This window comes from Borrelia coriaceae (assembly GCF_023035295.1).
Classification (GTDB): domain Bacteria; phylum Spirochaetota; class Spirochaetia; order Borreliales; family Borreliaceae; genus Borrelia; species Borrelia coriaceae.
This window is the reverse complement of sequence record NZ_CP075076.1, coordinates 624,939-649,868: the sequence shown is the minus strand read 5'-3', so window position 1 is coordinate 649,868 and position 24,930 is coordinate 624,939. Positions and strand designations below refer to the sequence as shown.

At 29.9% G+C, this 24,930-nt stretch carries 19 protein-coding genes, 5 tRNA genes and 1 pseudogene; 7 read left to right on the top strand and 18 right to left on the bottom strand.

Annotated features, from left to right (window positions below; translation table 11 throughout):
* Positions 1 to 52: 52 nt before the first annotated feature.
* Positions 53 to 508: a cytidine deaminase gene (gene cdd / locus bcCo53_RS03105; protein ID WP_025408215.1), complete on the top strand. Its 456-nt coding sequence runs from the start codon at positions 53 to 55 to the stop codon at positions 506 to 508.
* Between the two features lie 32 nt (positions 509 to 540).
* Here the strand turns inward: cdd and bcCo53_RS03100 are convergent, their stop codons facing one another.
* Positions 541 to 909 (bottom strand): hypothetical protein, encoded by a 369-nt coding sequence (locus bcCo53_RS03100; RefSeq protein WP_025408214.1) that lies wholly within the window; start codon positions 907 to 909, stop codon positions 541 to 543.
* Between the two features lie 114 nt (positions 910 to 1,023).
* On the opposite strand from bcCo53_RS03100, the gene bcCo53_RS03095 reads away from it, so the two are divergent.
* The 3 genes from bcCo53_RS03095 to rpsD all read left to right on the top strand — a co-directional run bounded on the left by bcCo53_RS03095 (position 1,024) and on the right by rpsD (position 3,073).
* Positions 1,024 to 2,301, top strand: a complete 1,278-nt coding sequence (locus bcCo53_RS03095) for a cation diffusion facilitator family transporter (RefSeq protein WP_028328096.1) — start codon at positions 1,024 to 1,026, stop codon at positions 2,299 to 2,301.
* 51 nt (positions 2,302 to 2,352) lie between these two features.
* A tRNA-Met gene (locus bcCo53_RS03090) sits at positions 2,353 to 2,426 on the top strand.
* 20 nt (positions 2,427 to 2,446) lie between these two features.
* Positions 2,447 to 3,073, top strand: coding sequence for a 30S ribosomal protein S4 (gene rpsD, locus bcCo53_RS03085; RefSeq protein ID WP_025408212.1), 627 nt, complete (start codon positions 2,447 to 2,449; stop codon positions 3,071 to 3,073).
* Between the two features lie 33 nt (positions 3,074 to 3,106).
* On the opposite strand, the gene bcCo53_RS03080 is transcribed toward rpsD, so the two are convergent.
* From bcCo53_RS03080 to bcCo53_RS03025, 12 genes and pseudogenes are all read right to left on the bottom strand, one after another.
* Positions 3,107 to 3,256 carry a hypothetical protein gene (locus bcCo53_RS03080; protein WP_169728185.1) on the bottom strand — a complete coding sequence of 50 codons (150 nt, stop codon included), beginning with the start codon at positions 3,254 to 3,256 and terminating at the stop codon, positions 3,107 to 3,109.
* A 34-nt stretch (positions 3,257 to 3,290) separates the two neighbouring features.
* Positions 3,291 to 5,696 carry an endopeptidase La gene (gene lon, locus bcCo53_RS03075; protein ID WP_025408211.1) on the bottom strand — a complete coding sequence of 802 codons (2,406 nt, stop codon included), beginning with the start codon at positions 5,694 to 5,696 and terminating at the stop codon, positions 3,291 to 3,293.
* Positions 5,671 to 6,960, bottom strand: a complete 1,290-nt coding sequence (clpX, locus tag bcCo53_RS03070) for an ATP-dependent protease ATP-binding subunit ClpX (protein WP_028328095.1) — start codon at positions 6,958 to 6,960, stop codon at positions 5,671 to 5,673. The genes lon and clpX overlap by 26 nt, the downstream gene beginning before the upstream one ends.
* A gap of 23 nt (positions 6,961 to 6,983) precedes the next feature.
* A complete protein-coding gene (gene clpP / locus bcCo53_RS03065; RefSeq protein WP_025408210.1) occupies positions 6,984 to 7,568 on the bottom strand; it encodes an ATP-dependent Clp endopeptidase proteolytic subunit ClpP in 585 nt (194 codons plus the stop codon).
* A gap of 14 nt (positions 7,569 to 7,582) precedes the next feature.
* The gene (gene tig / locus bcCo53_RS03060; protein ID WP_025408209.1) at positions 7,583 to 8,929 is read right to left on the bottom strand and encodes a trigger factor; all 1,347 of its coding nucleotides are present in this window, start codon (positions 8,927 to 8,929) and stop codon (positions 7,583 to 7,585) included.
* Positions 8,930 to 8,977: 48 nt separating this feature from the next.
* Positions 8,978 to 9,049: transfer RNA gene (locus bcCo53_RS03055), tRNA-Gly, on the bottom strand.
* A 6-nt stretch (positions 9,050 to 9,055) separates the two neighbouring features.
* A tRNA-Leu gene (locus bcCo53_RS03050) sits at positions 9,056 to 9,136 on the bottom strand.
* Between the two features lie 57 nt (positions 9,137 to 9,193).
* Positions 9,194 to 9,267, bottom strand: a tRNA-Arg gene (locus tag bcCo53_RS03045).
* 17 nt (positions 9,268 to 9,284) lie between these two features.
* Positions 9,285 to 9,358 (bottom strand) — tRNA-His (locus bcCo53_RS03040).
* A gap of 101 nt (positions 9,359 to 9,459) precedes the next feature.
* Entirely contained in the window at positions 9,460 to 10,881 is a 1,422-nt protein-coding gene (pepD, locus tag bcCo53_RS03035) for a beta-Ala-His dipeptidase (RefSeq protein WP_025408208.1), read from the bottom strand.
* Positions 10,882 to 11,138: 257 nt separating this feature from the next.
* Positions 11,139 to 11,630 carry a chemotaxis protein CheD gene (locus bcCo53_RS03030; RefSeq protein WP_028328094.1) on the bottom strand — a complete coding sequence of 164 codons (492 nt, stop codon included), beginning with the start codon at positions 11,628 to 11,630 and terminating at the stop codon, positions 11,139 to 11,141.
* A gap of 275 nt (positions 11,631 to 11,905) precedes the next feature.
* Positions 11,906 to 12,835, bottom strand: a pseudogene (locus tag bcCo53_RS03025) (D-alanyl-D-alanine carboxypeptidase family protein); the annotation flags it as partial.
* Positions 12,836 to 12,919: 84 nt separating this feature from the next.
* On the opposite strand from bcCo53_RS03025, the gene bcCo53_RS03020 reads away from it, so the two are divergent.
* Positions 12,920 to 14,422: a lactate permease LctP family transporter gene (locus bcCo53_RS03020; RefSeq protein WP_025408207.1), complete on the top strand. Its 1,503-nt coding sequence runs from the start codon at positions 12,920 to 12,922 to the stop codon at positions 14,420 to 14,422.
* A 244-nt stretch (positions 14,423 to 14,666) separates the two neighbouring features.
* On the top strand, positions 14,667 to 16,409 hold the full coding sequence (locus tag bcCo53_RS03015) for an integrin-binding adhesin P66 family protein (RefSeq protein ID WP_038364694.1): 1,743 nt from the start codon (positions 14,667 to 14,669) through the stop codon (positions 16,407 to 16,409).
* A gap of 117 nt (positions 16,410 to 16,526) precedes the next feature.
* On the opposite strand, the gene bcCo53_RS03010 is transcribed toward bcCo53_RS03015, so the two are convergent.
* Genes bcCo53_RS03010 through bcCo53_RS02995 form a run of 4 tightly spaced genes read right to left on the bottom strand, consistent with a single transcriptional unit; the run spans position 16,527 to position 21,544 of the window.
* Positions 16,527 to 17,276, bottom strand: coding sequence for a J domain-containing protein (locus bcCo53_RS03010; RefSeq protein WP_028328092.1), 750 nt, complete (start codon positions 17,274 to 17,276; stop codon positions 16,527 to 16,529).
* Positions 17,277 to 17,301: 25 nt separating this feature from the next.
* Positions 17,302 to 18,555, bottom strand: a complete 1,254-nt coding sequence (gene glyA / locus bcCo53_RS03005) for a serine hydroxymethyltransferase (protein WP_025408205.1) — start codon at positions 18,553 to 18,555, stop codon at positions 17,302 to 17,304.
* The gene (locus bcCo53_RS03000) at positions 18,545 to 20,095 is read right to left on the bottom strand and encodes an IPT/TIG domain-containing protein (protein ID WP_025408204.1); all 1,551 of its coding nucleotides are present in this window, start codon (positions 20,093 to 20,095) and stop codon (positions 18,545 to 18,547) included. The genes glyA and bcCo53_RS03000 overlap by 11 nt, the downstream gene beginning before the upstream one ends.
* Before the next feature lie 3 nt (positions 20,096 to 20,098).
* Positions 20,099 to 21,544 carry a cysteine--tRNA ligase gene (locus tag bcCo53_RS02995; protein WP_025408203.1) on the bottom strand — a complete coding sequence of 482 codons (1,446 nt, stop codon included), beginning with the start codon at positions 21,542 to 21,544 and terminating at the stop codon, positions 20,099 to 20,101.
* 203 nt (positions 21,545 to 21,747) lie between these two features.
* Between bcCo53_RS02995 and murB the strand changes: the two genes are divergently transcribed.
* Positions 21,748 to 22,665 carry a UDP-N-acetylmuramate dehydrogenase gene (gene murB, locus bcCo53_RS02990; protein WP_025408202.1) on the top strand — a complete coding sequence of 306 codons (918 nt, stop codon included), beginning with the start codon at positions 21,748 to 21,750 and terminating at the stop codon, positions 22,663 to 22,665.
* A 1-nt stretch (position 22,666) separates the two neighbouring features.
* Here the strand turns inward: murB and bcCo53_RS02985 are convergent, their stop codons facing one another.
* Positions 22,667 to 24,865: a methyl-accepting chemotaxis protein gene (locus bcCo53_RS02985; protein WP_028328091.1), complete on the bottom strand. Its 2,199-nt coding sequence runs from the start codon at positions 24,863 to 24,865 to the stop codon at positions 22,667 to 22,669.
* Positions 24,866 to 24,930 lie beyond the last annotated feature (65 nt).

Here is a 24,930-nt window from a genome sequence, read left to right as displayed (position 1 = left end):
AATTATAAGCATTGTGCTATAATTAACAACGTCACAGACTAAGAGGTGTTAAGTGGGAAATAAGGATCAAGATGCAATTGCAAAAGCATTTCAATTGGCTGAAGCTGCAAGAAATAATTCATATTCACCCTATTCAAAATTCAAAGTGGGAGCTTGTATTAAAACTAAAAATAATGCATTTTTTCAAGGTTCAAATGTTGAAAATGCAAGTTTTGGAGCAACTCGTTGTGCAGAACAAACTGCAATAATGAATATGATATCATCTGTTGGCACACAAAAAATAGATTTTATATTGATAACAACAACTCCAGCAAGTGTTCCATGTGCAATATGTCGCCAAGTGATGTCAGAATTTTTTGAAGAAGATACTAAAATATTAATGACAGATCCCAATCAATTTAATGCCACTAACACAGTCTCACAAATTTACACCCTTAAAGATTTACTTCAAATTCCATTCAACAAACAAGAACTATCAAGAATATTTAAGGAAAATCAAGAAACATAAATTCAAAATTTGGGTCAAACAAAATCTTGATATTAATTTAAAATATCAAGAGACACAATAGCCTTAGCAAGCTCATTCAATGTATCAGCCTTAAGGATACATGCTGAGGAATCAAAAATTTCTAATATGAATTTTTTTTCATCAATGCTAAACTCATAATCCAAAATCTCTAATGACAGAAAGTTAATAATTGGAATAAATTTATCAATAAAAGCGTATATTCCCTCATCAAAGTCAAAATTTTTATAATAATAATTAAATACAGACTTTAAAGCATGCTCATCAAAAGTCTTTAAAAAATCATAAAAAATATGCTCAATATTTTTTACAGTATTTATCAAAACTTCATCTTTAGAAATGCATTTTTTACATTTTTTAACAAAAAATTGAGACTGTAACATAAATCCCCCTCCTATCTCATTTAACATATTAACAAAATTAATTGAACATCAAAAAAAATAATGTTATCTTTAAAATAATAGGATTATGCAATAAAAAAAAGGAAGAGTGCAAATATGGTTAAAATAATCAACAATAAAAATATTAATAAGTGCACTCACCTAGAACTTGCAAGCTTAAAAAAAGATGAAATTTACATAGTTTACATAGAAAATAATGTTGAAATAGTTTCATACCTGAAAGCTAAAATACAAAATAAAGAGATTAAAATTAATAACTTTTATATTAATCCAAATTTTAAAGCAGAAGGAATAGAGAGAATTCTTATTCATAACTTAATTCATTATGGCAAAAAAAATAAAATGCAAAAAATATTATGTCAAATTAACGATATCGAGGAAGAACTTAAAAATCTCGGATTTGGAAATAACAATAATATATATGAAAAAGAATTAACTTATGAAATAAAAAAAAACACACTTATAATGAGAATAGGATTGATCTCAGTATTAGCAGAAGTAGCATCAATAGCATCCAAACTTACTGTGGGAATTCTTTTTAATTCATTCGCACTCATCGCAGATGCACTTCACGTTACATCAGATTTCATCCTATCTACAATTACTTATTTTAGTTTAAAAATTACGAATCGACCTGAAACAATTTATTATCCTTATGGATATAAAAGAATGGAAAACCTAATAGCACTTATTATAGGATTAGTCATCATAATATCAGGATTTACAATATTTTTAAGCACAACAGGATTAAATAAATTGGTAGATCTTAGCAGTAAATTTGAATTGCATAGTCACCACCACGACCATAGTCACGATGATAAAAAAAATATATTAGAAATATTTTCAAATAATTCATTTAAAAAAAGCATTTGGATACCATTAATACCCTTTATATTTTTCTTAGTCAAGATAATCGAACATTTGGTAAAATTCCAAATTGGCAATAGATATAACAATCATTTACTATTAGCATTATCATCATTTGACAAAAACTGCATATTTTCTCATGGAGGAACCACACTAAGCTTATTACTTGCAAATTATGTATGGACAGGATTTGATAAAATCATATCTATATGCATTAGCTTTATAATGATCAAAGAAGGACTACACGTAATAATCAATAATGCTAATAATCTCCTCTCAAAACAAGACCTAAACTTAAAGAGAGAAATAAAAAACACATTAAAAAATATAAATGTAAATTTCAAAGAACTTAACTTTTCCTATCAAGGAAATGAACTAAATCTATATATCAAATTAGATCTAAGCCATGAAAATGACTTAAAAAGTTTAATACAAAAAACAGAAACAATAAAAGACACAATAAAAAAATATCATAAAGAAATATGTAAAATATACATTTTAATGTAACAAATAATTAATTGACAATAAAAAAAAATTATGTTAGACTATGTTACAAGGCGCAGGGTAGAGCAGTTTGGTAGCTCGTCGGGCTCATAACCCGAAGGTCGTAGGTTCAAGTCCTACCTCTGCTATTTCAAGATGTGAGGAATTAATGAACAGGAAAAATATAGCTAAAGGTAAGTTAGTAAGACGATTTAGTGTAAATATTTTCGAACAACCTAAATACGATAAATTGCTCAAAAAAAAGCCTAATCCACCTGGAATGCATGGGCGTTCTAGAAGAGCTAAAATTACAGAATATGGAAAACAATTAATAGAAAAGCAAAAAGTAAAATTTACCTATGGTGTCAACGAAAGGCAGCTTACTAATATTTTTAAAGAAGCTAGGAAACATCATGGTGTTACAGGAGATAATCTCTTAGCACTACTTGAGAGAAGAATCGATAATGTTGTATATAGGGCTGGATTTGCCATTTCAAGAGCACACGCAAGGCAAATAGTTGCACATGGCATTATAATGCTTAATGGTAGAAGGGTTACAATTCCATCTATTACCCTAAGAGCAAACGATATAATACAAGTAAAAGAAAAAGATAGCTTAAAAAAACTAGTCAGGTCAAATATAGAAAAAACATCAACACTTAGAAAATTACCAACTTGGATAGAAGTAAATGCTGATGATTTAAATGCAAAAGTAACCCGACCCCCAGCAAGAGATGAAATACCTACTCTTGCAAATGAACAAATGATTGTTGAGTACTATTCTAAGAGAGCGTAAAAATCAGTAAAGCTAGCATGTTAATGGATCATGCTACTTACTTTTCTTTTTTTTCTTAGTAAAATTTTTTCCAAAATCACTATTTATAAAAGGCCAAAAATTATTATTGGTTTTATTTTTAGTATAACTTGGCAAATTAAATGCTACCCTATTACCTGAAGGTTTTCTAACTCCATCTTTCATATTTCCTCCTTAATAAATTTTAACATATAAAACCCTAAATAATATTCAAATAGTCAAACACTTCGCCTAAATGAGACACATACTTAACATAAATATTATCTCTAATATCTTCGGGAAGCTTAACATAATCTTTTTCATTATCCTTTGGGATAATAATTTTATTTATACCATTTCTATAAGCTGCAAGCACCTTTTCTTTAATACCTCCCACAGGAAGAATTGAACCTTTAAGAGTAACCTCTCCCGTCATAGCAAGGTCTAAAGGAACTCTCTTGCCAGATAACACAGAGGCTATGGCTGTTGCAATAGTAATTCCAGCAGAAGGCCCATCTTTTGGTGTAGCTCCCGCTGGAAAGTGAAGATGAATTTCGGGAATTTCATTTATATCAAAATTAAGCTCCAAAGAATAAGTTTTCACAACAGAATAAGCAAGTTGTGCACTTTCTTTCATAACAGTCCCAAGACTACCCGTTAAAATAATATCGCCTTTCTTATTAAACTTAACAGCCTCAACAGGAAGCACAGCACCACCATAACTTGTCCAGGCAAGACCATAAACAAATCCAGAAGACTCAATCCTAATCAAATTAAATTTATACTCACAATGCACATAAAAACGAAAATTATTCATGTTAATTATTTTATAAATACCAGGAATATCAGGATCATGAGTAAAGAGCAAGTTATTGCCATGCATTAAGGAACTTGGAAAATAAAAATTTCCTCTAATTATATCTTCCTTTGAGTAAACATAAAGCAACTCTCTTACAACCATTCTAAACAAATTTGTCAAAAGTCTCTTTAAATTCCTAACTCCAGACTCCATAGTATAATTTCTAATTATATGCAAGACAACATCATCTTCTATTTTTATATAGACATTGTTTAAAAAACTCTCTTTAATAATACTTGGTATTAAAAATTTTTTAGCAATCTCTAATTTTTCAATACAAGAATACCCTTCTATTTTAATGATCTCCATTCTATCAAGAAGCGGTCTAGAAACCTCATGCAAAGAATTAGCGGTTGCTACAAATAAAACATTAGAAAGGTCATAAGGAATTTCTAAATAATGATCAACAAATCTGGAATTTTGCTCAGAATCTAAAACTTCTAAAAGAGCTGCTTCCGGATTTCCCTTATAAGTACTGTTAATCTTATCTATTTCATCAAGAAGAATAACAGGATTAGATTTTCCGGTCACTTTAATTGCATTAATAAAAACTCCTGGAAGAGCTCCGACATAAGATCTCCTATGTCCTCTAATTTCTGTTTCATCTCTTAATCCACCAAGAGAAATTTTTGAAAATTTCCTAGAAAGAGACTTAGCAATAGATAAAGCAACAGATGTCTTCCCAGTACCTGGTGGTCCCACAAGACACAAGATAGGTGCCTGAACTTTAGAATTAATATGATAAACGGCTAAAAAATTCATTATTTTTTCTTTAGTTTCATCCATACCATAATGAGAATTCTTTAAAATAAGTTCAACCTCTCTTAAAGAATTTTCCATCACAGTATTTTCATTCCAAGGCAACTCAAGTAATAACTCAATATAATTCCTAACAACATTGGCATCTGGTGAATTTGTACTCATACGAGTCAATCTAGATATTTCCTTTTCAATTCTAGATTTAATATCCTCAGGAATATCTTTCAAGTTTAATCTCTCAAGATAATCGGTCTCATCTCTACCTAATCTTTTCTGAATCTCTTTAATTTGCTCATTCAAGAAATATTCTTTTTGTCCTTTATCAAGCTTGGTCTTAACCTTAGTCTTAATATCTTTTTTAATCATTAAAAGTTCAGTCTCAATACTTAAATTGATGATCAATTTTTCTATTCTAACCTTAACATCTAACTCTTGTAAAAGTTCTATCTTGGCTTTATATCCCAAATCAACATTAGAAGCTACAAAATCAACAAACTTAGCCGGACTATCCAAAAATTTGCTACTCTCATCATCTTCTAATGTCTTAACTGGTAAATAAGCTCTATATACATCATAAGATTCTTTTAAAAATTTAGAATAAGTAAAAAGTTCGTTATTAAATTCAAATTTATCAGAGATAAAGTCAACCTTTGCTCTAAAATAATTCTTTTTCTTCAAAAGACTTTTAATAATAACCCTATCCTGAAAGTCGACTAAAATTTTTATCAAAGTTTCAGTAACCTTTACAACCTGAATAATCTTTGCATAAGTACCAATAGAATATAAATTTTTTAAACTAATTTTGTTACCATTATCAGAGTTAAGCTCCTTAATGCAAAAAAACACAACCAATCTGCCCTCTAACATAGACTGATATATTGCATTAATAGAAAAAGTATCTTCAAAATTGATCCACAAAGTTACATTAGGAAAAAAAACATTTTGCCTTAAAAAAATAACTGGAAGATCGTCACTCTTAGAACTAAGTAGATTGAGAATTGATTTCATAAAGCTCTTTTGACCAAGGCTTATTAGCATGTCTCCCTGTCAAAATCAAAGGTTCAACATCACTATTTAAAACAGATTCTTTAGTAACAATAACTTTTTTAACTTGCTTAGTTGAAGGTATTTCAAACATAACATCTTTAAGCAATTCTTCCAAAATAGAACGCAAACCTCTAGCACCTGTATCCTTAAGCATAGCTTCTTCTGCAATTGCATCAAGTGCATCTCTTTCAAATAAAAGATCAACATTATCCATCTTAAACATATGACAATATTGTTTAACGATAGAATTATCAGGTTCAACTAATATTCTAATTAAATCTTCCTTTTCTAATTTATCAAGATAAGAATGTACAGGAAGCCTACCTACAAATTCTGGAATAAGTCCAAATTTAACTAAATCTTCCATCTCTAAACATTTTAAAGAATTATCCTTTCTTAAATCTTGTTTACCAGCAGATGAAAATCCAATAAAACTTTTATTAATTCTTTTTCTAATAATATTTTCAAGTCCTACAAAAGCTCCGCCACATATAAATAATATATCTTGCGTATTAATTTCAATAGTCTCTTCATAAGGATGCTTCCTCCCACCCTTTGGTGGTATATTTGCAATAGTTCCTTCAATTATTTTTAATAAAGATTGTTGAACCCCTTCTCCAGACACATCTCTTGTAATTGAAATATTTTCACCCTTTTTTGCAATCTTATCTATTTCATCTATGTAAATGATACCCCTTTCTGCAAAACTTACATCACCATCAGCAGCATGAATCAGCTTAAGCAATATATTTTCAACATCTTCTCCCACATAACCGGCTTCAGTAAGTGTCGTAGCATCCGCAATTGCAAATGGAACATTCATCTCAGCTGCCAACTTTTTTGCAAGCAAAGTTTTACCACTCCCAGTAGGACCTACAAGCAATACATTAGATTTTTCAAGTTCAATTCCGCTTTCTCTTTTATTGCCTTTAAATATCCTCTTATAGTGATTATAAACTGCAACAGATAAGACTTTCTTTGCATCTTCTTGACCAATAATATATCTATCTAAATGACTTTTAAGTTGTTTAGGAGTTGGAAGCTTCTTTGAAGATCTGCCTCCCTCAGGCTTTTCTGATTCTTCTTTAAAAAGATTATGACATATTTTAGAACACTCAAAACAAATAGCAACAGACTTAGCAGCGATAATTTTCCCTTCAGCCTCAGCTTTAGTACGCCCACAAAAAGAACACCCTTCAATTTTCTGACTTTTGCTTCTTGCCATATAAAATCTCACCCACAATAAAACTAATTTCTTACCAAGATACCATCAATAACGCCATAATCAAGAGCATCATTTGGTGTCATAAAATAATCTCGCTCAATATCAAGAGACAATTTTTCCCTAGACACCCCTATTTTGTCAGACATAATATCTATTATTAATTTCTTAAGCCTCAAAATTTCATTCGCTTGTATGCTAATGTCACTGGCTTGACCACCTATTCCACCCCAAGGCTGATGAAGCATTATTCTTGAATATGATAATGATTCTCGTTTGCCTATAGCACCTCCTGCAAGCAAGAATGCAGCCATTGAGGCTGCCTGACCAATACAAATCGTTCTTACATCCGGTTTAATATACTGCATAGTATCATAGATTGCAAGTCCTGAGGTAATACTCCCCCCAGGAGAATTTATATAAAGATATATATCTTTCTTAGAATCTTCAGACTCTAAAAAAAGCAATTGAGCAATAACTGTGTCTGCTCTTATATCATTAATCTCTCCACTTAAAAAAATTATCCTATCCCTTAGCAATCTTGAATATATATCAAACACACGTTCATAATTGCCAGTATGCTCCACAACAGTAGGAACTAAATTATGCATATATTCCCTTATCATTATTCACCTATTTTATAATCAATAAACTCTCTAAAGGCAACTTTTTTAAGTTTAATTTCCTTCACATTTTTTAAAATTTTATCTTTAACTTTCTGTCTTTTAATTTCATCTTTTAAAACTCCAATCAAATTCTTCTCTTGATAAAATTTCTTAATCTCTGCAAGTTCCATCCTTGCATGCTCAGCCTGCCTAACAAACTCATTATCTAAATCAATATCTGTAACTTCTGTCAAATCACTATCCACCATCTTTTGAAAAATTAATTTAGACTTTAATTTTTTAAGTACATTTTCCTTAAAAATATCATTCATACCTTCTAAACCTGAAGAAGGATTATTTAATTGTTCAAGACTAACGTTATTTTGATGTGAAGATTCTCTTAAAACATTTTTAAATTCAGCTTCAAACATAGAAGATGGAATATCTATACTTAGATTCTCCGCAATATCAGACAACAGTTTTGAAAGTTTAAGAGACCTACTCTTTTCCTCAATAAGCCTCAACATATTATCTTTTATATGCTCTTTAAGCTCCTTTAATGTATTAAAGCTATCCTTAATATCCTTTGCAAACTCATCATCAAGCTTAGGAATATCACGTCTTTTTATATCCTTAACAGCAACCTTTAATCTCTTAAAAGAATTAGCAAGTTCACTAAATTTATAATCCATACCATACTTTTTCTCGAATATCCTCTCTTCATCCTTCTTCATTCCAAGAATATCATCATCAAACCCATAATAATTATTAGACTCACCAACAGTAAAAACAAAATCTTGCCTTTTAGTCGCTAAAATTTCACTTAACGAATCATCAAGTTCCACAAAATCTACTCTAACAATACTGCCTACTTTAACATCACCACTATCTTCAACAACCATTGCATTTTCAAGTTGCAATAACTTAAGTTCATCTTCTACATCAGCATCAGAAATAGTAACTTCTGGTATTCCTACCTCAATATCAGATATATCAGGTACTTCAAATTCAGGATAAGCCTCATAAAGCACAGTAAATTCAAAATCATTATTAAAATCTATTTCTAACTTATCATCTAATATTTTAGGAACAGCATAATTTAATGGCTTATAAGTTGCACTTTTAAAAAATTCTTCTAAAGATTTATGAACAATTTTTTCTATAGTAAGAGCTCTTATATTATCAGAATATTTGCCTTCAATAATGCTCAAAGGTACTTTCCCTGTCCGAAAACCTTTAACTTTAAGACGAGAAGAATAATCCTGTAAAATTTCGTCATATTTACCCTTAATAAATTCCTTTGAAATTCTAATAACAACTTCAACCTTAGACCCGGAAACTAACTTTACATCACTACTTAATATCACATTATTCCTCTAATTTAAATGCATTAATGTTTAATAATTGTAAATTCAAGCGAAAGACGGGATTTGAACCCGCGACTTTCACCTTGGCAAGGTGACACTCTACCCCTGAGTTACTTTCGCATTTCTTGCAGAAGGTGGGACTCGAACCCACATGCCTAAGGCACTAGATCCTAAGTCTAGCGTGTCTGCCAGTTCCACCACTCCTGCATACCTTAGGTAGTATACAAAACTTACAAAGCTTTTTCAAGTATAAAACTAACGTTTCACACCCAGCAGGGCTCGAACCTGCAACCTTCGGATTCGAAGTCCAACGCTCTATCCAATTGAGCTATAGGTGCAATCTAACAAAAATAAAGGTGGTTGACGGGACTTGAACCCGCGCTACCCGGAACCACAATCCGGTGCTCTAACCAACTGAGCTACAACCACCACTTATACTCAATTGTATGTAAACCTATTTTATATATATTCAAATAGTAAGTCAACTGAAATATATATATTCAAAAATAAGTAAAATACAATATAAAATTTTATAAAGTTTCTAAACTCTTCTTCAAAAAATTATAAACTCTAATAGTTGACGCAATATCAACCTTCTCTCTTGGTGTATGAGGAGCATTGATCCAAGGGCCGATTGTAACTGAATCTATCCCTCCAAATTTTTCTGATATTATTCCAGTCTCAAGGCCAGCATGAATCACTGAAGTCTTAGCCTCTTTACAACACATATCTTTATATACATTTTTAAGATGATTTAAAAGTTTACTATTCTCAGCAGGCCTCCATGAAGAATAATCATAAACTATTTCAAAATTAGCACCTGCAAGATTACTAATAGCCTTTAAATGATTAAAAACATATTCCTTTTCAATATCTAATAAAGACCTTATTGTAAATACAAACTGATACGCCTTACCAACCTTTAAAAGACTAGCAAAATTTAAAGACGTCCTAATAAGTTTTTCACTATAGTTCTCAACCTTTTGAATACCATTTAAAAATGCCATGCCCATATTTAAAAGTTTATCTTGATCGATATTATCTAAAACATTACCAGAAAAATCCATTCGTCTCAAAATAATTTCAAAATCAGCATCAAGAGTATACATTTCTTGCACACTACGCTTAAATGATTCTAATTCTTGCTCTAAGCAAATATAACGATTAGAATCAATTAATATTAATGCTTTTGCCTCTCTAGGAATTGCATTACTCTTATCACCACCAGATATATACCCAACCTCAAATTCCATACTTGCCCTAAGTTGACTTAAAGCAAAAAACATCAACTTCAAAGAATTTGCCAAGTCAAAATGAATATCTGCACCAGAATGCCCTCCCTTAAGACCTGTAAATAAAATTTCAACACCTACACTTTTTCTGCTTTGTCTATATTGGGGCTCAAAATTAATATTAACAAGTCTAGAACCAGCACAACCAACTAAAAAATAACCCTCCTCTTCTCCATCAAGGTTAATTAACATTTTCCCACTACATAAATTAGGATCAAGTCCAATAGCACCTATTAGTCCTATTTCTTCATCAACAGTAAAGAGAAGTTCCAAATCAGGATGTTTAAAAAACGAAGCCTCACTCATGATGGCAAGCATCATAGCAACCCCAATACCATCATCAGCACCAAGAGTAGTCCCTGATGCAACAAAATATCCATTATCTTCAATGATATTAATAGGATCTTTCTCAAAGTCATGCACAACAGATTCATTTTTTTCACATACCATGTCTGTATGAGCTTGTAAGATAACAGGCAACACATTGTTACATCCATTAGCCTTAATCCCAACTACAATATTGCCGATACTATCTTCCTTAAAAGAATACCCAAATTTTTTAGCTTCTTCCTTAATAAAATTACTAATACCTCTTAAATTTTTTGAACATCTAGGAATTTGAGATATTTTCCTAAAATAATGAATTACAATATTTTCCATCTTTATCCCCTAATAAAACCAAACTTAAAATTGAATATATTAACTATATGCTATCATAGAATATTTAAAAAAGTAATCTCTAATAAACTAAGAATTAATTTAAAAACACACACTTATTTGAAATTCTAATTTGTATAGAAACACTACTTAAAAGCTCTGGTTTTCCTACAGTCAATACTTAAAAACAATTAAAATTGTAATAACACTCTTAAACTAAAGCTTACAAAATATATCCTAAAGACTAATCTAAGGTAAGATTAAAAAACTTTAGCACCATCTGGATATTCCACAATAACCTTAAAATCCTCAGGAAAAGCAAAAATCTTTCTGGATTTAGACTGATCAAAATCTTTAGCTACAACTGGAATACCATATTTGGATAAAGACTTGATAGCAAACTCTGCATTCTCAACACCTACCCTTATTGTACTTTTACCCATAAAATTAGCCCCTCCAAAAAGTTTGGCCTTAAGATTACCCTTTGATGAACCATTCTCTATCATAGCATCAATTAACATAGGAATAGCATAAACTCCATATCTACCTTTCTGTGCAAGCTCCACTAATGAATCAGATCTCACTAACACATAATGATTAACTCCTATAAGCTTACATACTTCATCATAAAGTACAACAGAAACACAAGAACCAAGTATTGTAGAAATAACCCTATTATTTGACACAAAAGCCTCACCTGGCACTATTATCGTAACATCTCTTTTTAATTTGAAATTAAAATGATTTAACATAAAACTAATTACTCTCTTAAAAGATTTTTATAAAATACCTACAAATACCATTAAAACTTTTAATTTTTTAACATAACTAAGCAAGTTCAGCGACTTTAACTTAAAACTATACAAACCCAACCTTCCCACTACATAATCATTCTTAAAGTAGAGCACTTAATGCTTTTTATACTAAATTTATATTGCCTAGGCTGTACTTCCTTCAAAAAACCTTCTTTCAAAAGACATATTCAAAAGCCCTTTAGAAAAACATTAAATTTACCACATTATAACTCTTTTCCCTTAATTTTTCCAACAAAAGAACATTGATAATAATTACTAAATCCATATTCAAACAACTTTTGTGCAATCAAAGCACGCTTCTTCTCTCCCACATTATCCACTCCCTTATTAACTCCCAAGACAACCGCTATTAATCTTATAGCATCTTTTTTAGCTGTAGCAACTATATTTAAACCAGATTTTTTAATATAACCAGTTTTTAATCCATCAGCATAAGGATAATTAAATATCAAAATATTTTTATTCTTCTGTTTTAAATTTAACATTTTTAATGAATAATTATTACCCAAATTTTCAGACCTTGGATAAACAAACTCTTTAAGAGAATGTATATAAAGCATAAATTCAAATTCTTTTATATATGTTCTTGCAAATAATGCCATTTCTAATGCAGTGATCTTATTATCACTACTATAACCCGATGTATCAACAAAATTCATATTTGCAAGTCCTAAGTTTAAAACGTTAATATTCATTAAATTAACAAAACTGCTTAAATTTTTCCCAACTATAAATTCAGCAATTGCAATAGCAGCATCATTACCTGAAGAAATTACAAGACCTTTAAGCAATTCCTCAAGATTGACCTTGTGCCCTTCTTCTAAAAACATTAATGAAGAATCTAAAGGCAAATTATAATACGACGCAGCACTGCTAATAGGAACAATAGTCTTCAAACCTATATTTTTTTTCCTTGCCTCAATTAAAGCAGTATAAATAGTAACAAGCTTAGTAAGTGATGCTGGTGGAAACACTAAATTTGGCTCTTTTGCATAAAGAATGCATTTAGTATCATAATCAAGTAAAACAACTGACTTAGCATCTTCAGTTATCTCTTCAATCTGCAATAAATCAATTGCAAAAAGCTCACCAAATACACCAGATAAAATTAAAATGCTTAGAATAGTAAAGATAATTTTCATCAAGTAACATTATATTATATATAATTGAATAAAAATTTGTTATAAAATTAAATGGTAAATCTAAAAAGGAGCACACATCTTATTATGAATTTTTACGATTTCATTAAAGCCTTAGTACCAATCATACTAATAATCATTGGACTTGGAATAATAAAAAAACCAGCATATTATGTGATACCAATATGCCTAATAGCCACCATCGCATTAGCCCTATTTCATAAGAATCTAGGAATAGTCAATACAAGTCTTGCAATATTTGAAGGAACAGTAATGGGAATATGGCCAATAGTTATTGTTATTATAGCTGCTATTTTCACATATAAAATGGCTGAAAGTCAAAATGACATGAACATTATAAAAGCCATGCTATCAAATGTATCTTCTGATAAACGCATTATAGTTTTGCTTGTAGTATGGGGTTTTGGTAATTTCTTAGAAGGAGTTGCAGGATACGGTACTGCTGTTGCAATTCCTGTATCAATACTAATAGCAATGGGGTTTGACCCATTCTTTGCCTGTCTTATATGTTTAATCATGGATACATCCTCAACTGCCTATGGTTCAGTAGGAATCCCTATAATATCTCTAGCCCAAGCAACAGAATTAGATGTTAAAATGTTATCATATGATATCTCTTTACAACTAATCCTGCCAACTCTTATTATACCATTCATACTAGTTATGCTTGTAGGAGGTGGAATTAAAGCTCTTAAAGGGGGAATGTTTTTTCTTACACTTCTCTCAGGAGCATCAATAGCCATATCTCAAGTTTACATTTCAAAAACCTTAGGTCCAGAACTTCCAGCAATACTTGGAAGTATTCCTGCAATGGCAATAACAATAATATACGCAAAACTGTATAAAAAAGAAAATTTAACGAACAACAATATAAAAATATCAGCAATGCAATGCTTCCTTGCCTGTTTGCCCTATATCTTAATAGTCTCACTTATAATAAGTGTTTCACCACTTTTTCATGGAATAAACAAATATCTATCAAACTTTAAAACTACTCTTTCAATTTATCCAGGGGCAAATCCAATACAATTTAAATGGCTAACTTCACCAGGACCTTTAATTATTCTTGCAACAGTCATATCTTATTCAATCAGAAGGGTTTCTATAGCTACACAACTAAAAATATTCATACTTACAATACAAAAAATGGCACTATCATCTTTCGTAATTATTTGCATAGTATCAATATCAAGATTGATGGCACATAGTGGCATGATAAGAGACCTTGCAGATGGCATATCAATACTGACAAGCACATTATACCCATTATTTAGCCCATTAATCGGAGCTTTAGGAACTTTTTTAACAGGAAGCGATACCGTTTCAAATGTTCTATTTGGCCCCTTGCAAACACAAATTGCAGCAAATATTGATGCTAATCCCTACTGGCTTGCAGCTGCAAATACAACAGGAGCAACAGGGGGAAAAATGATCTCGCCTCAAAATATTACAATAGCAACAACAACTGCAGGTCTAATTGGCCAAGAAGGAAAATTACTATCAAAAACCATTGTATACGCTCTTGGCTATATTTTTATATCAGGAATCCTAGTTTACTTCTTATCATAAGTTTTTTATCATAAGTAAACAACAAATCCAAATTACTCAATAAATAAGGCTAACATAATTACTTTGCTAGTCTTATTTATCGTTAATATAAACAATCAAAATACTTGAATTTTTACCTAAGAATTAATATCATTGATATCCAAGGACAAAAAGATCCATTTTATTTAAAAAATATCTAACAAAAAACCAAATCTATAACAAAGGAGAAATATAAGTGAATAAATCAAAATTATTATATATCTTTATGTTATTATTAACCACTACTACAGTCTTTAGTGATGATTTAAGCACAAACTTACCCAAAACAAACTCATGGAGCCCTAAATTAACATTTTCAAATAGCAGTGAATTTAGATTTGACATGGACGAGCTCGTTCCTGGTTTGGAAAATAAAAGCGAAATAGAAATTAAATTTACACCATATGAAACAAAAAAAGAAATAGGAACAAATGATCCTTTCTCAGCTCAAATTACAATAGAAAATTTATCTTTAAAAGCTAACAACAAAGAAGATACCATGCTCAAATTCAATGTAGAAAACATTATAGCAAAAATAAACATGTACGACTTTTATCTTAAAATGGAATCAATGACCAATTTTGATTTTAACGAAGAATCATTATTTAGTTTCGCACCAATGACTAGCATTGAAAGCGAATATTATGGTTTCCCAAGCAATAACAGTGTTACAAGCAGAACAATTCTTGCAAGAAGTACAGCAAAAAAAATAGGCACACTTCAGCTTGGATACACTCTTCCACAACTAGAACTTATACTTTCAATTGGAGCAACAGGAACAGGCAATAGAAACCATGCTGCAAACGAAGATACTGAAAATACTCCTTACAACAATACCTACACAGGTATACTTTACGGAACTCAAGTGAAATGGACGCCAATAAAAAATGAAATTGAACAATACAATCCAAATGTCATTGTAGAAACTCCATTTGAATTAAACTTTGGACTCTCAGGGGCAATCGGAAACTCAACATTTAACCACTCATCAATAACATATGGGCTTAACGACAAATCTGTTGTTGATTCTGCTCTTGTAAGTCCAACTTTATCAAATGCATCTATTATGACATCTATAGGATTTACTTATAAAATTGGACTTACAAAAATAAATAACAGAAATACTTATCTCTTACTACAAGCAGGTTCTGATTTGGGAATAGATCCATTTGCCAGCGATTTTTCTATACTTGGACACATTTCCAAAAAGGCAAACACAAATAAAGATAATAAATTCAGTCCAACAGATAACAGACTTAAATTTGACACAAAAAGAAATTTTAATTTTGCATTTTCAATAGGCACTGGTATTGGCTTAGCTTGGAACACAGATGAAGGAGAAAAAGAATCATGGTCAATTAATGGAGATGATTCTTACAGTACAAAAATATTTGGAACAACAAGCAAAAAATCTGGCATTGGATTTGGCATTAACTATGGACAAAACTTATACAAGCCTACATCTTCAAACGAACTAATACAGCAAATCGCAGCAAAATCATTTAAAACCTTAAATGCAGAGATTTCAACTTATGAAGATAACAAAAAAGGCATTATTCCTGGCCTTGGATGGATAGCCTCAATTGGAGTTTATGAACTATTAAAAGAACGCCCTCAATCAGATAATATAATAACTGCTCTCACACCAAGTACTAACAGTAATGGTAATAATACACAAACAGTTTCTTTTGCTCAGGCTGCTAAGATTGGAGGTGCTTTATACATAGATTATGCAATACCTTTAGAATCCATATCAGAAGACACACATATAATCCCATATGTAGGTACTCATATTTTAGGTTCACTTAAAGGTTCAGATAAAAGTGTATACATAAAGACTGGATTAGAACTAGACAACTTAATTAAATTGACAAAAATATCACTTGGATGGGACTCAAACAACATTCTTGCAAACAAAGACAAAACAGGAAGTGTCTTCTTACAATTTCAAATTAATCTTGAAGAATAATTAAAAAATGTATTGTTTAAAGAGTAGATTCCTTTTCTTTAAACAATACACTCTAATTTATAGAGATTGATTTCAAATAATAAATTTTATAAACTAAATGAAATCAGCAACCTTAAATTATTTTAAATTTCGCTCTTTACAAATTTTTTCATAAGCATCTTGAATCTTAATAAATTTTTCATTTGCTTCTCTTTGTTTAATAGGTTCATTTGCAAATCTATCCGGATGATATTGTATAACCAATCTTTTATAGGCCTTCTTTACATCATCATCACTAGCATTATACTTTAGGCCCAATACTTCATAAGGATTAATAATTTCTATATTAACATTTTTGTAAGTATCATAATTTTCAAAATCAAGCTCAAGAAACGAACTAACATAATGAATAAATTTATCCCCTTCTAAGTTTTTATATCTAGCTAAATTATTAATCTCTTTAAGAGTAGAAACAAGCCATACAAAAAGATCTTTATGCTGAAAATACCCAAGCTTCAATGTATACAATATTTTGTCTGCATTTCTATTTTGAGTAACAGAAAAATGAAATATATTATAAAGTTCTGTCTTATCTCTCTCGGACAAATTCAAAGAATTAATTATAAAATTAATATAACTTAACTGTTCTCCAGTCATTGCTCCCAAAATAGAAATCAACTTGGCCATTAACAAACAAGATAACTTATAAAATTCAAATTCCCTTGACTTAGAATAAAAATAATCTCTTGTTGTGTATATTTTAAATCCACCTAAAATGCTGGAAATTATAAAAAAAATAAAAAATATAAACAACATACTTAAAAGAAAGGGACTAAAAATCAAAATGAATGGTAATAACAAAAAGAAAATTTGAAACAAATTAGACACCCAAATAAAAAAATTGTAATCAAAATTAAGGCATATCAAAACTACTAATAAATTCTACGACTTCTCGTTTTATTATTTTAAGCTCATCGGCAGATTTAGTCTTTAAAGTTCTAATAATAAAATCAGCAACTTTAATAGAATTATCTTTATTTAAACCTCTTGAAGTAATAGCCGCAGCACCAATTCGAATACCAGAAGCTACAGAAGCACTTTTCGATTCAAAAGGAATTGTATTTTTATTAAGAGTAATGTTTACACCTTCAAGAATCCTCTCAGCATCAGCTCCTGTAATACCCAAAACACTAAGATCAACTAAAAACAAATGATTATCTGTTCCACCACTAACTATTCTAAAGCCTTCTGCAATAAAATATTCAGCCATAGCTTTAGTATTTTCTATAACTTTAGAAATATAATCCTTAAAATTTTCCTTTAAAGCTTCTCCAAAAGCTACTGCTTTACCTGCAATAACATGCATTAAAGGCCCACCCTGAGTTCCTGGAAAGACACAAGAATTAACAGCATCCTGCAATACTCTCTCTTTATTATTATAATTAACAATCATGCTAGATTCTCTACCTCCAAGAATTAATCCTCCCCTAGGGCCCCTTAAGGTCTTATGAGTAGTACTTGTGGTTAAATGTGCAACATCAACAGGAGAGTTATGAAAACCTGTAGCAATAAGACCTGCCGTATGAGCAATATCGCACAAAAGATAAGCCGAAACTTCATCCGCTATCTCACGAAATTTTTTAAAATCAATTTCTCGTGAATAAGAAGAAGCACCAGCAATTATCAAATTAGGTCTACATTCTTTAGCTATTCTCATCACATCATCATAATCAATCATCTCAGATTCCCTTGAAACTCCATAAGAATATGCATCAAAGAGCATTCCAGAAAAACTGACTTTACTACCATGAGTTAAATGGCCACCATGAGACAATTCCATCCCAAGGATTCTATCCCCAGGCTTAATAAGCGCCATTATAGCCGCCATGTTAGCTTGAGAACCACTATGTGGTTGAACATTGGCATAACTTGCGCCAAAAAGCTCTATTGCTCGTGATATAGCTAAATTTTCAATATCATCAACAACAAAACATCCTCCATAATATCTCTTTGAAGGATAACCTTCGGCATATTTATTAGTTAAAATACTCCCAACAGCCTGTCTTACAGCCAATGAGACAAAATTTTCTGACGCAATTAATTCAATATGTTCTCTCTCTCTTTTAGTCTCCATTTCAATCAAATCAAATAGAATTTTATCTTCCATTAATATGGTCCTCCAAAATAATCTTAAAATTCAAAGCATAATTACTATTAGTTAAACTTTTATACCTAAACAATACTAAATCACAATATTCATCAAACGGTAAAACATCATAATCTTCCTTATACCCATAATGAATATAATTCTCTGACATATTCAAAAAATAATTAGAACTATCTCTAGATAATACTGCATTTACTATATCAAAATAAATAAACCCAATATGTTCTAAAAAAAATTCACACCAAGTATGTTCTTTAAGACTAGAAGATTTAGCATCAAAATAAAGTCCAACCGCATTTCTTAACGGTATATTGTTTCTTAAAAACAACAAATTTGTAAGTAAGATTAAATTATCAGCCGAAATCTCTCTTTTTTTAATAGACTCATCCAAATTTAAATCATTATCTATAACTGTAAAATGAAAAACTAAAGCATCAATAATAGATTTTGCCAATTCATAAGCTGAATCTTTGTTGTCTATATTCAAATTAATTGAACTTAAATCAAGGGAATTATAAGATAAATAACGCTCTCTCTTATTTAAAACATAAGTTTTAAACTCATGTATATCACTATCTATATTAACCTTAATACGTTCCAAAACTTTTTTATCAAAAATATCCAAATCTAATTTATAAGTTTCAACTTCAAACATTAAATGACAAGTATTTGATTTTAAACTCTTAAAAAACAAATTATCTAAATCCATTAAAGTGCCATTATTATCTGAAAACCTAATTTTTTGTCTCTCATTTTCAATTGGAGTTAAATAAAAAATATTAAAATTAATGTTATCTTTTACCGAGCCAGGATCCTTACTATAAGACTTAACAAAATAAACCTCATGAGATATTTTAAAATTCCTAGATCCCTTTAAATTCCACATAAAAAATCCTGTATTAAAATTAAAAGGAATTTTATTGCTTTCAACTCCGTCAACCATTAAAAAAATCTCACCATCAACATTCAAAGTCCTTGGTGGAATAAATTTTATTTCCTCTTCACTCAAACTCAATACATCTCTAGCAATAACTTTATAAAGATCTTGTTTTGTTTTAATAAAGATGTCAACAACGTCCAACCCTGATGCTAAGTTTCTACCCTTTAATACAACAGGAACATTTGTCATTAAAACCAAATTCTGAACATCAAAAAGAAAAGGCCCACTATCTTCCCTAAGTTTAATTGGAACTTGTTTACCAATTACAAGAAAGAGTTCATTACTAATTCCTTTCTCTCCCTTTACAAAAACAAGACCCGAATGGATTTCATCTGTAATCTTAAAAACTATCTTCTCATTGTTCCAACTAATAATACTACTTTTCATTAAATAATGATCGTTAACATTAATCTCTCCAATATTATCACCCAAATTACGCCCCTTAATAACAATTACATTTTCATGTGAAGCAGGCATTGGAGATATTTCATAAATTACAGGTTTTAAATAAAATAAAAATCCAGAAAAAATAAATAAAATTAATAAAACAAAAAAAATTAAGCTTAAAACAAAATATTGACGCTTAAAAAACACTGCCAAAAATTACCCTCTTTTAACCTTAGTCCCATTTTCAGTATCAATTAACACAAAACCTTTAGAACGAAAATAGTCTCTAATCTCATCGGCACGCTTAAAATCTTTGCTCAACTTGGCAAACCGTCTCTCTTCCAGTAAAAAATTCATAGAATCATCAATATCTACCCTATCTTTTTCAATCTCTCTAAGGACACCTTCTTTTAAGCCAAGAGATAAAACCTCATCAAACTTAAATGCAAGTTTAAGTTTTGAGAGAGCATGCAAATTATCATCTTTAATGATATCCCATAGCAAGGCTAATACCTGAGGAATATTTAAATCAAAAGCTATTTTTTCCAAAAAATTATCATAATATCTATTCTCTAAAACAGATTCAATGTTATCAGAATTTTCACTGAGTAATGCAAGATCAAGTTGAGTTAATGAAGAATAGATAAACGTCAATTTATTAAGCATGTTTTCCCTAGCCACCTTGCAAGCTTTCAGATTATTAAACGTAAACTTAAGTTGAGTTCTATAATGTGCAGTTAAACAAAAATATCTAAAATCTAAAGGCAAAAATCCAGCAGTTTCTAAGTCTTTAATGGTAATAAAATTATTATTTGATTTTGACATTTTCTCATCTTCCATAATTAAAAACTCACCATGAACAAACATATCACACCACATTTTACCTAAGTAACATTCTACTATGGCTATTTCATTTATGTGATGCACCCCAATATGATCAACTCCTCCTAAATGAATATCAAGAGTATGTTTAAAATAATCTAAATTCATTGCTGCACATTCTAAATGCCAACTTGGATAACCAAATCCCCAAGGTGAATCCCATTTCATTTCCTGATCTTTAAATTTTGAATTTGTAAACCACAAAACAAAATCCGACTTATTCTTCTTTGACGGATCTACATCAACTCTAGATACAGAAGAATCCCCAAAATTATTTAGACTAATGCCAGCCATCTGACCATAACATTTAAAACGAGAAATATCAAAATAAACATTACCATTAACAAAATAAGTAAACCCATTTTGCTCAAGGACTTTGACCACCTCTATCATGATCGCAATATATTCACTTGCAATAAGTACTTTATCAGGACGGACTATATTCAATTTTGCACAGTCACAAAAAAAAGCCTCTGTAAAAAACCTGCTAATTTCATAAACCGTAAGTCCTCTCTCTTTTGCAGCCTTAACTACTTTATCTTCTCCCTCATCAAAGTCACCCGTTAAATGACCAATATCGGTAATATTCATTGCATAGTTAACATTATATTTTAACAACCTTAAAGACTTAATAAGCAGATCTTCAAAAATATACGTTCTAAGATTGCCTATATGGGCATAATTATAAACAGTAGGCCCACAGGCATAGACTTTAGTATCACTAAAATTCTTTACTTCAGATAAACTCTTTGTTTTCGTATTATATAACCTAAGAAGCATACATCCCATGAAAAAACATAATTCTAGAAATTAAAAATATCCAAATAAATTACAATTAACATAATCTCTTATACAGCTTATTATAAAAGTTTATTATATTTCAAACAATTTGACAAATTTCATAATAATTAAATCTATGTAATACTTAAAAAAGTTAATTCAAATTTGAAAAAAATACTAATCCAATATAAAATGGAGAAAATATGTCTAAAAACATAAATAATTTCCTTAAAAAGATTAATATTAAACCTAAAACAGAAGATCTTACAAACTACACAACCTATAAAATAGGAGGAATTTCCAAATTATTCTTAGCACCTAAGACAATCAAAGATACAGAATATATCTTTAAAGCAGCAATAGAAGAAAAAACTAAAATATTTATTTTGGGCGGAGGCTCCAATCTGCTAATAAACGATGAAGAAGAAATTGATTTTCCCATAATATACACTGGTCACTTAAACAAAATTGAACTTCAAGACAACCAAATTATTGCTGAATGTGGAACCAATTTTGAAGACTTATGTAATTTTGCAATGCAAAATGAATTAAGTGGCTTAGAATTTATATACGGACTTCCTGGAACACTTGGAGGCGCAATTTGGATGAATGCCAGATGTTTTGGAAACGAAATCTCTGAAATATTAGATCAGATAATGTTTATAAATGAAGATGGCAAAACTATCTGCAAAAAATTCGAAAAAAGTGAATTTGCATACAAAACTTCCCCATTCCAAAACAAAAATACTTTAATATTAAAGGCAACCCTAAACTTAACAAAAAGCAATAAAAAACATATTGAAGAGGTCATGAAAAAAAATAAACAAAATAGAATAGACAAAGGGCACTATCTCTTTCCAAGTAGCGGGAGCACATTTAAAAATAATAAAAAATTCTTAAAACCTACCGGCAAAATAATTGAAGAATGTAACTTAAAAGGACTAAAAATTGGAGGAGCGTTGGTCTCAAACTATCACGGAAATTTCATTATAAATAGTAACAATGCCAGCTCAAAAGATATTAAAGCCCTTATTGCAAGAGTAAAGACTGAAGTCAAAAGAAAAACGGGATTTTTACTTGAAGAAGAAGTGCTATACATTGGATTTGACGACAAAAATTAGGTTATATACCCCAAAATTCATTATTAATATCTTCAACAATACCCTTCATTTTAGCAACTTTTTCTTTATATTCGTTAACCAATGACACATGCTCCCGCAAAGGTTCTAATGCATCTAAACTCATCTTAGACACCTCAAATTCATTTAAATCATTACTTAAATTATTAAACTTCCCACTAATAATAAAGTAACTATTAAATATCTCCTTACACATATTCTTAGCATCTTTAATCTTAATATCATGAGACAAATATTTACCTTTAAATTCTTCAATTTCTTTTACATGCTTAGTAAGAGTAACATTAATTCTCTCATGTTGCACTGAGTTATTATCAATATTTTCTTGAATATCAATAAAATCCTTGTAAATAGAATCAATGCCCGAACTTATAACTGAAATAATATTATTAACCATTTTAAGCTCATCCTTAATAGTTGTCGAATACTTTCCAGAATTAATAGCAAGTTTTCTAATCTCTTCGGCAACAACAGCAAAGCTCTTACCAGCATCTCCAGCTTTGGCAGCCTCAATAGCTGCATTCATTGCAAGCATATTAGTTTGTGCCGATATTAATACTAAAAGCTTATTTGCACTCTGAAGATTATTAGTTTGAGATAAGAGCTCAGAAAAATTCTTGTTCATATTTTCAAAAATAGAATTCAATTCAAAAACCTTATTCTTTACACTATCAATACTTGTAGAATTTGATGCAACAACTTTACTAAAAACCTCTAAGTTCTTATCTATCCCATAAAAAGCATTGGCATTTTCTTCAAATTTAGTAGCAATATCCAATATATTCTTATTATGCTCACTAATTGGGTTAGCTATTGATTCAAAATCTTTTAAGATATTGATAACTGATTTCTCAAATTTAGAGAAAGCATCCCCTATCCTATCATAAGTAGCAAGACTATTATGAACCTTATTTATATTCTCTTCAGGTATTTCTATTTCAGTCAAACATTTTCTCAAATTCTGCACATAACCCTTAATGTTATCGACAATATTAAAGGTTTTCGCAAAAAAAATGTCAAATTCATCACTAATGTAAGCAAAAATAAAAGACCTATATTGAACCTCTAAAGTAGGCTCAATATTTAAAATATCTTCTCTTTCCTTTTTATAACTAATAAGAGTTTTAAAATCCCCAATAAAGGAAAAAATAAATTTATTATAAAGATAAAATATAGTGAGATACGCAAAAAATACAAACCCTAAAAAAAATATCGCATTTGATTGAAATCCAAGAGGAAGATAATCCATATTAAAAATCATACCTTGAATACCGCTTCCATCAATCTGAGCAGTACTTAAAACATAAAAAGAAGCCTTATGTTTTAAAATATCCCTAGAAATATTAGGATTACCCTTAATATGCCCTATAACACTGTGTAACACACTATCAGCATAATTTTCTGTAAAATTTTTAGTATTTAAATCATTAAGACTTAACAATAAAGGCTTAAACTCCCTATCAACTACAAAAAATTCATAATTTTTATTACTAAACTTAAGATAAGAATCAAATTGATTTGAAATATCAATAAATAAATTGTCAAAACAAACTAAAAAACAGATTACACCTAGCATGATAGAACTATCACTCATAACTGGAATACTTACAACAGAATAGAGACGATTTTTTATTTTCTTATAACTTGAATAATATGCAACATGCTTCTTTGCAGGAATCAAATAAATTGGATTGTCAATAATATTATCTATCTCTAAGAACGAAAAATTTTTATTTGAAATCAAAACATTTTGCCCAACAGGAACATAGAAAATTCCTTCCAAAGAATTTTCCTCAAGAGGTATATGTTGAAACACTTTACTTACTTCATTAAATCCTTTAGAACTTAAAAACAGGGCAATACTTGTATTTAAATCTATGACACTTAAATCAACACTTGCAACAAAACTATTTGAGACATTACTTAAAACATTCAAAACTTCCTCATTTTTAATAAGATTTCTTAAAACACCAACAGCAGCATCATATTTATTTTTAATCTGAAAAGACACATTTTTTGAAAAAAGTTTAAAATCAGACTCAACACGCTCTAAATATCTATTTTTATAGTTTAAATAAGCTTGACCTAAAAACAATAAACCAAAACAAATAAAAATAACAAATATGAGATAGAGAAGAAACCTCATATTTTTTAATTTAACATTTATCAAATCTTCATGCATAAAAAAATGTCTCCAAAATTAAACCCACAAAAACAAAGTTTCAAGCTATGTTATAATATTACGTA